Annotated in this window: 13 protein-coding genes; 8 read left to right on the top strand and 5 right to left on the bottom strand. The window is 68.8% G+C overall.

Going from position 1 to position 14,271, the window contains the following annotated elements; translation table 11 throughout:
* Entirely contained in the window at positions 1-1,098 is a 1,098-nt protein-coding gene (locus tag FHS44_RS40570) for a 4Fe-4S binding protein (protein ID WP_246435181.1), read from the bottom strand.
* 384 nt (positions 1,099-1,482) lie between these two features.
* On the opposite strand from FHS44_RS40570, the gene FHS44_RS01830 reads away from it, so the two are divergent.
* Complete coding sequence (locus FHS44_RS01830) at positions 1,483-2,772, top strand: serine/threonine-protein kinase (protein ID WP_184712095.1); 1,290 nt, start codon at positions 1,483-1,485, stop codon at positions 2,770-2,772.
* An 81-nt stretch (positions 2,773-2,853) separates the two neighbouring features.
* Positions 2,854-4,827 carry an ABC1 kinase family protein gene (locus FHS44_RS01825; protein ID WP_312863500.1) on the top strand — a complete coding sequence of 658 codons (1,974 nt, stop codon included), beginning with the start codon at positions 2,854-2,856 and terminating at the stop codon, positions 4,825-4,827.
* A 30-nt stretch (positions 4,828-4,857) separates the two neighbouring features.
* Here the strand turns inward: FHS44_RS01825 and nuoH are convergent, their stop codons facing one another.
* From nuoH to FHS44_RS01805, 4 genes are read right to left on the bottom strand one after another with little or no spacing between them, the layout of a single operon-like run.
* The gene (nuoH, locus tag FHS44_RS01820) at positions 4,858-5,814 is read right to left on the bottom strand and encodes an NADH-quinone oxidoreductase subunit NuoH (protein ID WP_184712094.1); all 957 of its coding nucleotides are present in this window, start codon (positions 5,812-5,814) and stop codon (positions 4,858-4,860) included.
* The gene (locus tag FHS44_RS01815) at positions 5,807-6,343 is read right to left on the bottom strand and encodes an NADH-quinone oxidoreductase subunit C (protein ID WP_184712093.1); all 537 of its coding nucleotides are present in this window, start codon (positions 6,341-6,343) and stop codon (positions 5,807-5,809) included. The genes nuoH and FHS44_RS01815 overlap by 8 nt, the downstream gene beginning before the upstream one ends.
* Complete coding sequence (locus FHS44_RS01810; protein ID WP_184712092.1) at positions 6,336-6,845, bottom strand: NADH-quinone oxidoreductase subunit B; 510 nt, start codon at positions 6,843-6,845, stop codon at positions 6,336-6,338. The genes FHS44_RS01815 and FHS44_RS01810 overlap by 8 nt, the downstream gene beginning before the upstream one ends.
* A gap of 17 nt (positions 6,846-6,862) precedes the next feature.
* Complete coding sequence (locus tag FHS44_RS01805; protein WP_184712091.1) at positions 6,863-7,234, bottom strand: NADH-quinone oxidoreductase subunit A; 372 nt, start codon at positions 7,232-7,234, stop codon at positions 6,863-6,865.
* 297 nt (positions 7,235-7,531) lie between these two features.
* Between FHS44_RS01805 and FHS44_RS42200 the strand changes: the two genes are divergently transcribed.
* The 6 genes from FHS44_RS42200 (at position 7,532) to FHS44_RS01780 (ending at position 14,200) form a co-directional block, all read left to right on the top strand.
* Positions 7,532-8,896, top strand: a complete 1,365-nt coding sequence (locus tag FHS44_RS42200; protein ID WP_184712090.1) for a polysaccharide deacetylase family protein — start codon at positions 7,532-7,534, stop codon at positions 8,894-8,896.
* A gap of 150 nt (positions 8,897-9,046) precedes the next feature.
* A complete protein-coding gene (locus FHS44_RS42655) occupies positions 9,047-9,136 on the top strand; it encodes a putative leader peptide (protein ID WP_352001834.1) in 90 nt (29 codons plus the stop codon).
* 207 nt (positions 9,137-9,343) lie between these two features.
* Positions 9,344-11,197 carry a 2-oxoacid:acceptor oxidoreductase subunit alpha gene (locus FHS44_RS01795; RefSeq protein ID WP_184712089.1) on the top strand — a complete coding sequence of 618 codons (1,854 nt, stop codon included), beginning with the start codon at positions 9,344-9,346 and terminating at the stop codon, positions 11,195-11,197.
* Positions 11,190-12,236 carry a 2-oxoacid:ferredoxin oxidoreductase subunit beta gene (locus FHS44_RS01790; protein WP_184712088.1) on the top strand — a complete coding sequence of 349 codons (1,047 nt, stop codon included), beginning with the start codon at positions 11,190-11,192 and terminating at the stop codon, positions 12,234-12,236. The genes FHS44_RS01795 and FHS44_RS01790 overlap by 8 nt, the downstream gene beginning before the upstream one ends.
* A 325-nt stretch (positions 12,237-12,561) precedes the next feature.
* A complete protein-coding gene (locus FHS44_RS01785) occupies positions 12,562-13,440 on the top strand; it encodes an NAD-dependent epimerase/dehydratase family protein (RefSeq protein WP_184712087.1) in 879 nt (292 codons plus the stop codon).
* Positions 13,441-13,534: 94 nt separating this feature from the next.
* On the top strand, positions 13,535-14,200 hold the full coding sequence (locus FHS44_RS01780; protein ID WP_184712086.1) for a polysaccharide deacetylase family protein: 666 nt from the start codon (positions 13,535-13,537) through the stop codon (positions 14,198-14,200).
* Positions 14,201-14,271: the final 71 nt, after the last annotated feature.

The following is a 14,271-nucleotide window of genomic DNA, read 5'->3' as shown; positions in this document are numbered from 1 at the left end:
CTAAGACTCCTCGGGATCCTGAGGCTCCCGGGGTTTCTGAAGCCCACCGTTCGGCTCCGTGGCAAAAGTCTGCTCCGTCGCGCCCTCCGCCGGTGACGCGCCACCCCCACCTGTGGACAACTTCTCGTCAGCGGACTCGCCTGTGGATAACTTTCGTCCCGGCTCCTCCGAGGACGGACCGTCCTCCTTGGGAAGCGCGCCCGGTGGCTTGACCGCACGGACATCCGCATGCCCCGTAGAAGCACGACTGTCCCCGCCCTCAGCCGAAGACCCTGGAGCATCCGAAGTGCCGGTCTCGGCCTCTCCTGGAGAAGGGCCGTCCTCCTTGGGAAGCGCGCCCGGTGGCCTGATCGCACGGACATCCGCAGGCCTCGTCGAAGCACGCCGCACCGGCCTGTCCGCCCCAGCCTCTCCCGAGGGCGGAGTCGGTGGCCTGGTCCCTCCTGCATCCGCAGGCCCCCCGCCCTCGGCCGAAACGGCGTCCGGGGGTGGGACGTCCTTTTTGGGGAGTGTGCCCGGGGGTCTGATGGCGCGGACGTTCATATGTCCCGCGGAAGCACGCCGTGCCGGTCTCTCCGATTCGCTCCCGGACGAAGGCCCCTCGACATCTGTGGGAGGCGCCCCCGGCGGCCTGATCGACCGGGAACGCATCGCAGAGTCCGGAGCCTCTTGTGACGGCCCCGTCGGTGAACCCGGTTTCTCGGAAGCGGCGCCCCTTGAAGGACCACCCCGCGAAGCACCCGGTCCGGAGGGCGTTCGGGCAGGACGAGTCCCCGCGGCCAGTTCCTTCGGGGGGTCGGCGTTGGGATCGTGCGCGGGCGGCGGAGGAACCGTCCTGGCCCACCCCGCCAGTTTGTCCTTCTCATGAAGGAGGTTACGGATGTCACCCTCGGCGTACTCGAATTCGGGCGACCAGAACAGCGCGTCGAAGGGGCAGACCTCGATGCAGATGCCGCAGTACATGCACAGCGAGAAGTCGATCGCGAAGCGGTCGAGCATGTTGCGGGCGCGGGGGCGGCCTCCCTCGGGGGCGGGGAGCGTCTCCTTGTGGGAGTCGATGTAGATGCACCAGTCGGGGCATTCCCTGGCGCAGAGCATGCAGACCGTGCAGTTCTCCTCGACCAGGCCGATCACGCCCCTGCTGCGGGCGGGCAGGTCCGGTCGCACCTCGGGGTACTGCTGGGTCACCGATTTGCTCAGCATGTGGCGAAGGGTGACGGAGAGCCCCTTCGCCAAGCCCACTCCTGGTATCCGTGCCACTTCAACATCTTGGCATCCACGTCCGCCACGAACGAGAGCCCCACGAACAAAACGGTACGGACAGACCGGCTCAAGACCCGTTCCTGGCGGGATCATCTCCCGGAAGCCCCAAGTTATCCACAACCGTTATCCACAGACTGTGTGTTCGAGTGTCGCTCTCTGTCGAAGAATCACTCTTGAAGAGGACTGCAAGACACCCCAGAAATACGTATTCTTCGCCACATGTCCCACCAGTACGGTGCCCCATGGCACAACCAGCCGCCGCCTCCTCGATCGAACACGGGGCTGAGTGTGGTGTGGGCACTGGTCCCCCTGTTCACCTGTGGCATGGGGACGTTCCTGATCATGACGCACGCCGCCCGCAAGCTGCGCAGCCCGCTCCACGCCCTCGCCGCCGTCCTGTACGGCCTGGGCATCGGGGTGTTCATCGTCGCCATCGCGGCCTACGACAACACCGACCTGATCCCGGGCTGGCTGAACGGCATCATGATGGTCGGCCTCTTCGGCAGCATGTTCGGCGGCCTGGGACACGCGCTGATCATCAGGGGATCGGTCTTCCAGCAGAACCCGCACCCCATGGTGTACGGCGCGCCCCCGATGCAGGCCGTGCCGTACCCCACCGCGCCGACCATCGCCTCGAACGCGCACCAGCCCGTCGTACGGCCCCAGCCTCAGCCCCAGATGCTCCAGCCCCAGATGCACCACGCGCCGTCGACTCCCACCCAGCGGCAGCACCCGACCAAGGGCTGGCTGGGGCCGTACCGGCTGATCGGGGAGCTGGGCAAGGGCGGCCAGGGCACCGTGCACCTGGCCCTGACCCCGCAGGGGCAGAAGGTCGCGATCAAGGTTCTGCACCAGCACCTCACCGGCGACCAGATGGTCAGGGACCGGTTCCTGCGGGAGGTCGAGGCGACGCGCAAGGTCGCGACCTTCTCGACGGCCAGGGTGCTCGACGTGAACATCAACGACGACCAGGCCTACATCGTCAGCGAGTTCGTGGACGGCATCTCGCTGGAGCAGCTCGTCCGCGAACAGGGGCCGCGCAACGAGGACGGTCTGACCCGGCTCGCGCTGGCCACGGCGGGCGCGCTCGCCGCGATCCACCGGGCGGGGGTCGTGCACCGGGACTTCAAGCCCGCGAACGTGCTGATCGGCGCGGACGGCCCCCGGGTGATCGACTTCGGCATCGCCCGCGCCCTCAACCAGGTCACCGCGACCTCGGGCAGCATCATGGGCACCCCGGCCTACATGTCCCCCGAGCAGCTCGCCGGGGGGAACATCGGGCCGGAGACCGACGTGTTCAGCTGGGCGGCGACCATGATCTTCGCCGCGTCCGGGCGGGCGGCCTTCGGGGAGGACACCATCCCGGCGATCCTCAACCGGGTGATCAACCAGCATCCCGACCTGTCGGCCCTGCCCCAGTCGCTGCGTCCGCTGGCCTCGGAGTGCCTGGACAAGCAGCCGGGCAACCGGCCGACCGCCGCCGACATCATGCTGCGGATCGTCCAGTAAGAGTCCAGTAAGAATCGTCCGGAAAACGCATTAGGGTGTGCGCCGTGGCCCCCCGCCGGGCGGCGACAGTAACCGAGAACGGTGACGGAGACCGACATGCCCGACCTGGCCGCCTTCCTCGCCACGCTGCTCGTCGCCTACCTCGTCGCGCTCTTCGCCAGGAGGACGCTCGGCGTGCCGGTCGGCTGGCCGCGTGCCCTCGTCATGGGTCTGATCATGGTCGTGACCATCTCGTGGGCGGCGACGGAGGTCGGCCGGATGACCGGCGTCTTCGTCGACGGCCAGATCAAGGCCCCGACCGGCGTGGTCTTCCTCGTCATGGCGCTGGTCACCGCGTGGGCCTTCGTGATCGGCCTGATCGGCCTGGTCCTGCTCGAACTCTTCCTGCCGACGGGCACGCTGCCCCCGCCCTCGGCGTTCCTGCGCGGCTGGAACGCCCGCAGGAGCAGGGCCAGGCGCTACACCCAGGTCGTGCGGATCGCCACCAGGCACGGGCTCGGCGGCTATCTCGGCCGGGGCCGCAGAACCGACGGAAGACCGGCCGCCATCGCCCGTTCGCTGCGTGACGCGCTCAACGAGGGCGGCGTCACCTTCGTCAAGCTCGGGCAGATGCTCTCAACCCGGCGTGACCTGCTTCCCGAGGTCTTCGCCGACCAGCTCGCCACGCTCCAGACCAGGGCGGAGCCGGAGCCGTGGGCGCAGATCGAGCGGGCCATCGAGGAGGAGCTGGGCAAACCGCTCACCGAGGTCTTCCAGATGGTCGACCCCAGTCCGCTGGCCTCGGCCTCGGTCGCGCAGGTCCACTCGGCGCGGCTGCTCGACGGCACGCCCGTCGTGCTCAAGGTGCAGCGTCCCGGGGCACGCAAACAGGTCACCTCCGATGTCGAGATCATCCTCAGACTCGCCGCGTGGCTCGAAAGGACCACCCCGTGGGGCAGATCGCTGCGGGTGTCCAGGCTGGCGGAGGGCTTCGCGGCCTCCCTCGACGAGGAGCTGGACTACACCGTCGAGCTGGACAACCTGCGGGGCGTCGCGGCCACCCTGCACGGCGAGATCAGGGTGCCCGTCGCCCACGAGGAGCACTCGACCGGCAGGCTCCTGGTGATGGACCGCCTCGACGGCACGCCGGTCGGCGAGGCGGGGGCGCTGCTGGCCGCGCTGCCCGCCGCCGAGCGGGAGGCCATCGCCGGGCGGCTGCTCAGCGAGATCCTCAGGCAGCTCGTCCGCACCGGCGTCTTCCACGCCGACCTGCACCCGGGCAACATCCTCCTCACCGAGGACGGCCGTCTCGGGCTGCTCGACTTCGGCTCGGTCGGCCGTCTCGACCAGCCGACCCGCAACGCGCTCGGCATGCTGCTGCTGGCCATCGACAACAACGACGCGATCGGCGCGACCGACTCCCTCATCGAGATGCTCGACCGGCCGGAGGACCTGGCCGAGCGGGAGCTCGAACGCGACCTGGGTCAGCTCATGGTCCGCTACCGCTCGGGCTTCGGCAGGAGCGGCAGCGCGGGCCTGTTCGCCGCCCTGTTCAAGCTGATCCACGCGTACGGCTTCGCCGTACCGCCGCAGATCGCTGGGGCCTTCAGGGCACTGGCCGCGCTCGACGGCACGCTCACCCTGATCAGCCCGGATCTCGACGTGGTGGGAGCGGTCAGGCGGCAGGGCAGGGAGATGATGCGCGAGGCCGTCTCGCCGGAGGCCGTACGCACCGACCTGGAGAGCCGCCTGGCCGGTTTCCTGCCGATCCTGCAGCGGATGCCCCGGCGGCTCAACAAGCTCACCGAGGATCTCGAACACGGCAGGATCTCGGTCAACATCAGGCCGTTCGCGGACGAGCGGGACCGGCGTTTCCTGACCGGTCTCGTCCAGCAGGTGGTCGTGGCCGTCCTGGCCGCGGCGGCGACGCTGGGGGCGATCCTGCTCATCGCGGCGGACTCGGGGCCGATGGTGACGCCCGACCTGCGGCTGTTCGCGCTGGTCGGCTTCGCGTTGCTGCTGGTCGGCTTCGTGCTCGCGCTGCGCTCGCTCGTGCTGGTCTTCCGCCGCGAGTGAAGCCCAGGGTCTTCCGCCGCGAATAGCGGTTCAGGGGGCCAGGAGGACCCTGACGACGCCGGTCAGCGCGAGCTGGAACAGGGCCAGCGGGACGAGGGCTATCCAGGCGAGCCGCTGGAGCTGGTCCTCGCGGAGCCTGGGATAGCTCACCCGCACCCAGATCACCACGAACACCAGCAGGGCCGTCTTCAGCAGCGTCCACACCACCCCCGGCAGCAGGGGGCCGTGCCAGCCGCCGAGGAACAGCACGGTGGTGAGCGCGCAGAGCACGATGATCCCGGCGTACTCGGCCAGCATGAACAGCGCGAACCGCATGCCGGTGTACTCGGTCATCGGTCCCATGATGATCTCGGAGTCCGCGATCGGCATGTCGAACGGCGGGCGGCGCAGTTCGGCGAGTCCGGCGACGAAGAAGACCACCGCGCCGATCGCCTGCCAGGGCAGCCACCACCACTGCCAGGCCCCGACGATGTCGGGAAGGGAGAGGGTGCCCGCCGCCATCGCGACGCTGGAGGCGGCCAGGACCAGCGGCAGTTCGTAGGCCATGAGCTGGGCGGCCGAGCGCATCCCGCCCATCAGGGAGTACTTGTTGCCCGAGGACCATCCGGCCATGATCGAGCCGAGCACGCCGACCCCCATCACGGCCAGCGCGAAGAACAGGCCCGCGTCGAGATCGACCCCGACCAGGCCGGGAGCGACCGGGATGACGACCATCACCAGCAGGTACGGGACCAGCGCGACCGCGGGCGCCAGGGCGAAGACCCTGCGGTCGGCCGCGGCGGGGATCACGTCCTCCTTCTGGGCGAACTTGACGCCGTCGGCGATGAGCTGGGCCCAGCCGTGGAAGCCCCCCGCGTACATCGGGCCGAGGCGGGACTGCATGTGCGCCATGACCTTGTGCTCGGCCTGACCGGCGATCAGCGGCAGCACCAGGAAGGCGGCGACGACCAGGACGAGCCTGAGGGCGGCCTCAAGCACCTCAGCCATCGCGTCCCCAGTCGGTGGGCACGCCGGGTGGGAGCGTCTTGCGGCGGCTCGGCGAGCCGTGGTCGGACTCGCCGGGCTCCTTGGCCCCCGGCCACGCCTTGGCGACCCTGGAGGCCAGCACGAAGTCCTTGCGCAGCGGGTGTCCCTCGAAGCCCTCGGGCAGCAGCAGCGGGACGAGGTTCGGGTGGCCGTCGAAGACGACGCCGAACATCTCGAAGGTCTCCCGCTCGTGCCAGTCCGCGCCCCTGAAGACGCCGACGGCGCTGGGCAGCCGGGGGTCGGTGTACGGCACGCGGGTGCGCGTCAGCAGCCGCCGGTGGGAGACGGGGTCGAGGAGGTGGGCGACGACCTGGAAGGCCTCCGGGGGGTCGTCGACCGCGGTGAGCCAGTCGAAGAACGCGTAGCCCCCGGCGCGGGCGAAGGCGAGCAGGTCGAGCCAGTCGCCGGGATCGACGTCGGCGGTGGTCTCGCCGAAGGACTCGGAGAGGCGCACCCGCTGGCCGTACCTCTCCACGAGGGCGTCACGCACGGCGGTCCTCCATGCCCTCGGCGGCGATCTTCTCCTGGAGCAGCATGATGCCGTTGAGCAGCGCCTCGGGGCGGGGCGGGCAGCCCGGCACGTAGACGTCGACCGGGATGATCTGGTCGACGCCCTTGGTCACGCAGTAGGAGTCCCAGTAGGGGCCGCCCGAGTTGGAGCAGGCGCCGAAGGAGATGACGTACTTGGGTTCGGGCATCTGCTCGTAGAGCCGCTTGACGGCGGGGGCCATCTTGTCGGTCACGGTGCCGGAGACGATCATCAGGTCGGCCTGTCTGGGGCCGTTCGCGAACGGGATGACCCCGAACCTGATGAAGTCGTGGCGGCTCATCGAGGTCGCGATGAACTCGATCGCGCAGCAGGCGAGTCCGAAGTTGAACGCCCACAGCGAGTAGCGCCGTCCCCAGTTGAGGATGAAGCGCATGGGTTTCGGGGCCAGCCGTGCGGCCGGTCCCATAGTTGGCGCCCTGGTGGGCATCGGAAGGTCCGCCATGCCACTCATTGTCCCCCTCAGGCCCAGGCGAGCACGCGTTTGCGCCAGGCGTAGAGCACACCGAGCGCCACGAAGCCCAGGAAGACGAACATCTCGGCCAGCGTCGCCGTACCGAACCCGGGATCGGCGAAGACCGTCGCCCACGGGAAGACGAAGACGGCGTCCACCGCGAACACCACGTAGAGATAGGTGAAGACGTAGTAGCGCACCTGGGACTGCGCCCAGCCCTCGCCCACGGGATCGACACCGCACTCGTAGGTGGCCAGTTTCTCCGGGGTGGGACGGTTGGGGCGCAGGAGGCGGTTGACCAGCAGCGCCCCGCACACGATCACCACGCCGAGCGCGAGCAGCGCGCCGACCACCGCGTAGGGGCCGAAGTAGCCGTGCATGGCTTCTCCTCTCCCGCTTTCTCAGGGGCTCCCGGCGTACGGCGGGGCCTTCACACAGCTATAGCAGCCCTGTCTTTCCCCGTCATCCGGCCTCTCCGGCACCCCCAAACTCTGCACCCTTTAATACCAAGCGTCCGTAAATACCCCACTTTTTCAAGTAACGTGCCTTTTATGCCTAGAATCCGGTCTTCCGGAGGGATCGCACTTATCGCCGCACTGGTCGCCGGGTGCGGTACCGCTACGGCGACTCCCAAGGCGCAGGAGCCGATCCCCTCGGAACCCACTCTGATTGATTCCGTGGATCCGGCCGATGTCCCCGGACTCACCATGCACACCGTCACCGAGGGGGAGACGGCGGGCCTGCACGCCCACGCCGTCTACCCGTCCGTCAGCGACGCTCCGCTCCTGACGGAGAAACTCCACCGCACGATCAACGAGGAACTCCGGTCGTTCAACCAGGCCAACAAGGGCCAGACCGTGGGGCCCCACCCCGAATTCAACGTGGACTGGCAGTTGCCGACCGTTTCCACCCAGGTGCTGGGTGTGAACCTCAACATCGGCAGGACCGTCGACTCCCACTGGTCGGAGGAGCGCACCACCGTCTGGTACGACCGGGTGGACAAGCGTGTCATCGACTCCGTCGGCCTGCTGAAGGACAAGGCGGCGCTCGGCGAGTTCGCCAGGCTCGCCCGGGAGCGGCTGAGCCGGACGAACTCCGGGATCACCCCGGAGGCGATCACCGCGGACGCGAAACTGTTCGACTCGCTGGCCTTCAACCGCCGCGGCGACCTCGTCGCCGAGTTCGACGACCGGCAGGTGAGAACCGCCCCCCTCGGCAGGGTCGCGGTCGCCGTGCCCGCCGCGAAGCTCAGGGGCCTGCTGTCCCCGACCGGTGAGCGGGCGCAGCGCTCGGCGGTCGAGCTGGGCGCCGGGATCGACCACCGGGCCGAGCGGATGGCCAAGTACAAGGAGTACGCCGCCCTTCCGCCCGCGCAGAGCGCCGCCTACGGCAGCGTGGACTGCACGAAGGTCAAGTGCGTCGCCCTCACCTACGACGACGGCCCCGGCCCCGGCACGGGACGGCTGCTGGACACGCTCAACGCGCAGCGCGCCAGGGCGACGTTCTTCGCCGTCGGCACCAACTCCATCGCCCACACCGCGCTGCTGCGGCGGATCATGCGGGAGGGACACCTCGTCGGTGACCACACCTGGTCACACCGCGACCTGACCACGCTGGACGACAGCAGGATGGGCGACCAGTTCGGCCGCGCGCAGTGCACGCTGGGACGGGCCATCGGCCGCCACCCCGGCCTGGTGCGCCCGCCGTACGGGGCGGTCAACGACCGGGTGCCGCCGGTGGCCAAGCAGTACCGCCTGGCCCTGGTCCGCTGGAACGTCGACGCCAAGGACCTTGAGACCCGTGACCCCAAGGCCGTCGCCGACCGGGTCGTCTCGCAGACGAGGCCCGGATCGATCGTCCTCATGCACGACGTCGGCGGCACCGCCGAGAAGGCGACCCCCGAGATCCTGCGACGACTGCGCGACAAGGGCTATACCTTCGTCACCGTCCCCGAGCTGTACGGCGAGGCGGGCATGCAGCCGGGTCAGGTCTACGACTCCGGAGCGGGACCGCGCTCCGTGGTCTCCGCCAGCGGCTCGTAGGTCGGAGAGCTGGGCGAAGACGCCCTCCCGTGGGTGCCGGGAACGGCACAGGCGGGAGGGCGTCGCCATGACGACCCATAGCCGTCGGCTATGAGCACATAGCCTGCGGCAATGAGGCCCCCTTCCTGGTGGGACATATAGTTAGGCATCGTGACCCTTACCGTCCTGTTCGGCCGCCTGCACGTGGATCTGTGTCGGCTTGCCGCCGGGCTGTGTCGGGCCTGCCGTTCGCGATCATGACCTCCTTCAAGGCCGCCGCCAGGCCGCCACGCGCGCTTTCGCCGCGCCCGGACTTCGACTCGGCGTCCGCCGAGGATCTGCGACATGCGTCACACTCCTCCGCCGAGTGGAACGCGAAGCCACTACGGGTTATCCCGAGGGATCTAGCATGGGAATGAGAACATGCCACCATCAACGGCGCCCTTTCGCGTCGAGGAGGACTGAGCTGTGACCAAGCAGGTTCAGCAACTCGATCGCGTCATCATCCGCTTCGCCGGTGACTCCGGCGACGGTATGCAGCTGACCGGTGACCGATTCACATCGGGCACGGCCGAGTTCGGGAACGACCTGTCGACCCTTCCCAACTTCCCCGCTGAGATCCGCGCCCCCGCAGGCACCCTGCCGGGCGTTTCGAGCTTCCAGCTCCACTTCGCCGACCACGACATCCTCACCCCCGGTGACGCGCCGAACGTCCTGGTCGCGATGAACCCCGCCGCGCTGAAGGCCAACCTCGGCGACCTGCCGCGCGGGGCCGACATCATCGCCAACACCGACGAGTTCACCAAGCGCAACCTGCAGAAGGTCGGCTACGACGGCAGCCCCCTTGAGGACGACTCGCTGTCGGAGTGGCGGGTCCACCCGGTGCCGCTGACCTCGCTGACGGTCAAGGCCCTTGAGGGCTTCGACCTGTCAAAGAAGGACGCAGAGCGCTCCAAGAACATGTTCGCCCTCGGTCTGCTGAGCTGGCTCTACCACCGGCCGACCGAGACCACGATCAAGTTCCTGGAGACCAAGTTCGCCAAGCGGCCCGACATCGCCAAGGCCAACATCGCGGCCTTCCAGGCGGGCTGGAACTACGGCGAGACCACCGAGTCCTTCTCGGTCTCCTACGAGGTCAAGCCGGCCCAGCTTCCGCCCGGCGTCTACCGCAACATCTCCGGCAACCAGGCGCTCGCCTACGGTCTGGTCGCCGCCTCGGTCAAGTCGAAGCTGCCGCTGTTCCTGGGCTCCTACCCGATCACCCCGGCCAGCGACATCCTGCACGAGCTGTCCAAGCACAAGCGCTTCGGCATCCGCACCTTCCAGGCGGAGGACGAGATCGCCGGTGTCGGCGCGGCGCTCGGGGCCTCCTTCGGCGGCGCCCTCGGCGTCACCACGACCTCGGGGCCGGGTGTCGCGCTCAAGGCCGAGACCGTCGGTCTCGCGGTGACCACCGAGCTGCCGCTGATCGTGGTCGACGTGCAGCGGGCCGGGCCGAGCACCGGCATGCCGACCAAGACCGAGCAGACCGACCTGCTGATGGCGCTCTACGGCCGCAACGGCGAGTCGCCGCTGCCCGTCGTCGCCCCCGCGACCCCCTCCGACTGCTTCGACGCGGCGGTCGAGGCGGCCCGCCTGGCGGTGAAGTACCGCACGCCGGTCATGCTGCTGTCCGACGGTTACCTGGCCAACGGCTCCGAGCCGTGGCGGGTGCCGAGCAGCGCCGAGCTGCCGGACATCTCCACCGAGTTCGCCACCGCGCCCAACGGTGAGGACGGCACGACCTTCCTGCCGTTCAAGCGCGACCCGGAGACCCTGGCCCGCCCCTGGGCCATCCCGGGCACCGCGGGTCTCGAACACCGCATCGGCGGCATCGAGAAGGCCGACGGCACCGGCAACATCTCCTACGACCCCAACAACCACGACAAGATGGTCCGGCTCCGCCAGGCCAAGATCGAGGGAATCGCCCACGACATCCCGGCGCTCGACGTGGACGACCCCGACGGCGACGCCCGCGTGCTCGTCCTCGGCTGGGGCTCGACCTACGGGCCGATCGCGGCGGCCGTACGGCGCATCAGGCGGGCGGGCGGCAAGGTCGCCCAGGCCCACCTGCGCCACCTCAACCCGCTGCCCGCCAACACCGGCGAGGTGCTGCGCGCCTACGACAAGGTGCTGCTTCCCGAGATCAACCTCGGCCAGCTCGCGCTCCTGCTGCGCGCCCGGTTCCTGGTCGACATCATCAGCTACAACCGCGTGCGCGGGCTTCCGTTCAAGGCCGAGGAGCTGGCCGGCGTGATCCAGGACGTGATCGACAGTGAGTGAGATCCAGAACGGCAGGGGCCTGTCCCTGGTGCCGAAGTCCGACGTCAAGCTGGGCATGAAGGACTTCAAGTCCGACCAGGAGGTCCGCTGGTGCCCGGGTTGCGGTGACTACGCCATCCTGGCCGCGGTCCAGTCCTTCGTTCCCGAGCTCGGTCTCAGGCGCGAGAACATGGTGTTCGTCTCGGGCATCGGCTGCTCGTCCCGGTTCCCGTACTACATGGACACCTACGGGTTCCACTCGATCCACGGCCGGGCCCCGGCCATCGCGACCGGTCTCGCCGCCTCGCGGCCCGACCTGTCGGTCTGGGTGATCACCGGTGACGGCGACTCGCTGTCCATCGGCGGCAACCACCTGATCCACGCGCTGCGCCGCAACATCAACCTGAACATCCTGCTGTTCAACAACAGGATCTACGGTCTGACCAAGGGCCAGTACTCCCCGACCTCCGAGGTCGGAAAGATCACCAAGTCCACCCCGATGGGCTCGCTGGACAAGCCGTTCAACCCGATCTCGCTGGCGATCGGCGCCGAGGCCTCCTTCGTGGCCAGGACCATCGACTCCGACAGGAAGCACCTGCACTCGGTGTTGCGCGAGGCCGCCGAGCACAAGGGCACCTCGCTGGTCGAGATCTACCAGAACTGCAACATCTTCAACGACGGGGCCTTCGACCAGCTCAAGGACCCGGGCCAGCGTGACGCCATCACGCTGCGCCTTGAGCACGGCCAGCCGATCGCCTCGGCGACCAAGGCCGTACGGCGTGGCGCCGACGGCGGCATCGAGGTCGTTCCGCGTTCCGAGGTGAGCGAGGAGGAGATCCTCGTCCACGACGTGAGGCGGCCGGACCCCTCGCTGGCCTTCGCGCTGTCCCGGCTCGACGAGCCCGCCTTCGAGCACGTCCCGATCGGCATCTTCCGCAGTGTGGACCGTCCCTCCTACGAGGAGCTGATGACCGAGCAGCTCGACGAGGCGATCGGCAAGGGTGGTCCCGGGGACCTGGACGACCTGCTGCTGGCCGGGGACACCTGGCGCATCGGCTGACGGTCGCGGGACCGTACCGGAAAGCATGGAGACGGGGTCGCTCATCTGAGCGGCCCCGTTTGCTTTTCCGGGAAACCGGGTTAGCTTTCAGAGGAAGTTGATATCGTCCACATTCGCCCGTCAGGCGAAATATGCGGACAAAGACCTGCACGCAGTGTGTCGCCGTGTTCCGAGGGACACGTCTTATCTGGCAGGGTCTGACGGAAAGCATCCGACGAACTCGTCCCACGCGAGGAGAACGCCAATGCTCACGGCTCCGTTATCCGGAGATCGTCTCCCCTCCGGACAGGAGGACCTCGGCCGGTACAGCGGTTCACGCGTCCTGGTGACGGGCGCCACAGGCTTCATCGGGATCCATCTGGTGCGGCGGCTCGGCGCCCTCGGCGCCCTCGTGCACGCGGTCAGCCGTACCCCGAGACAGGGTGAAGAGGGCGAGACCTGGCACGTCGCCGACGTCGCGGACGCCGGGGCGATCGACGGGCTCGTGTCCTCCCTGCGCCCCTCTGTCGTCTTCCACCTGGCCAGCGAGGTCGCGGGCACCAGGGAGCCCGGCGTCGTTCGCACGATGCTGGACAGCAACCTGGGCAGCGTGGTCAACCTGCTGACCTCGGTCGCCGAGCGCAGCCCGGAGACCCGGGTGGTGCTGGCAGGCTCTCTTGAGGAGCTGAAGCCCGAGGAGGGAGGCAGGGCGCCCTCCTCCCCCTACGCGGTCGCCAAGTGGGCGGCCAACGGCTACGCGCGGATGTTCCACCAGCTCTGGGACGTGCACGCGACAACCCTGCGCGTCGGGATGGTCTACGGCCCCGGGGACATGAACCACCACAGGCTGGTGCCGTACGTCACGCTCGCGCTGCTGCGGGGCGAGGAGCCGAGCATCGGCAGCGGGACGCGCCTGATCGACTGGATCTACATCGACGACGTGGTGGACGCCTTCCTCGCGGCGGGCAGGAGTCCGGGCTCGGCGGGCCTGAGTCTGGACGTGGGCACCGGGACCGCGACCTCCATCCGCGACACCGTGGAGGCGCTGGTGCGCGTCACCGGCAGCCCTCTTCGCCCCCGGTACGGCGCGCGCCCCGACCGCCCGCTGGACAGCGCCAGAATCGCCGAGGTGGCCCCGACGACGGAGGCACTGGGCTGGCGTCCTACCGTCGAGCTTGGGGAGGGCCTGGGGCTGACCGTGGACTGGTACGCGAAGCACCTGTAACGGTCCAACAAAAAATCCGATATCCATCAAGACACCGGACATAGGACAGCACCCCTCCACGATCAGGGTGCGGAAACCAGAAACGAGGAAGTCGGTGCATTCGGTCGTCAATCTCACGGTCCACGGCATCGGTCCGACCGACCGTGAGCTCGACCCCGGCGAGGACCAGACCTGGGTCAGCGTCGAGCAGTTCGAACAGGTGCTCGACGCCGTGGTCGGCCGGGAGGACGTCCGCATCACCTTCGACGACGGCAACGCCTCCGACCTGGAGGTCGGCCTGCCCCGCCTGCTCGAACGCGGTCTCACCGCGGAGTTCTTCGTGCTGGCGGGGCTGCTCGGCGAACCGGGGAGGCTGGACGAGAGCGGGGTGCTGGAGCTCCAGGCCGCGGGCATGCGGATCGGCTCCCACGGCTGGGCGCACCGCGACTGGCGCAAACTCGACGCCGAGCAGGCCGTCCAGGAGATCTCCGAGGCCAACCGCTTCCTCGGTTCGCTGATCGGGGGGCCGGTGTCAAGGGTCGCCATCCCCTTCGGCTCCTACGACAGGCGCGTGCTCAGCAGGCTCAGGCGGGCGGACGTGACACGCGCCTACACCAGCGACGGAGGCCGCGCCAGGCCCGGATCCTGGCTCCAGGCCCGCAACAGCCTGCGTCACGACATCGACGCGACGTGGGCTCCTCGTGTCCTGGATGGGACCCCGCCTTTGCCTATTCGCGCGCGCCGCATAGCCTCTCGGACATACAAGCGCGTTCGCGGATGAACTTCGCCGTAAAGGTCATCTGCCGACGATCTATATGCGAGTGCAAAAATGCGGGTGTTGAGCAGGCGGGA

The sequence above is a fragment of the Streptosporangium saharense genome, assembly GCF_014203715.1.
In the GTDB taxonomy this organism is placed as follows: Bacteria; Actinomycetota; Actinomycetes; order Streptosporangiales; family Streptosporangiaceae; genus Streptosporangium; species Streptosporangium saharense.
Note: the sequence above shows the minus strand (reverse complement) of the source record. Positions and strands in the feature narration are given on the sequence as shown.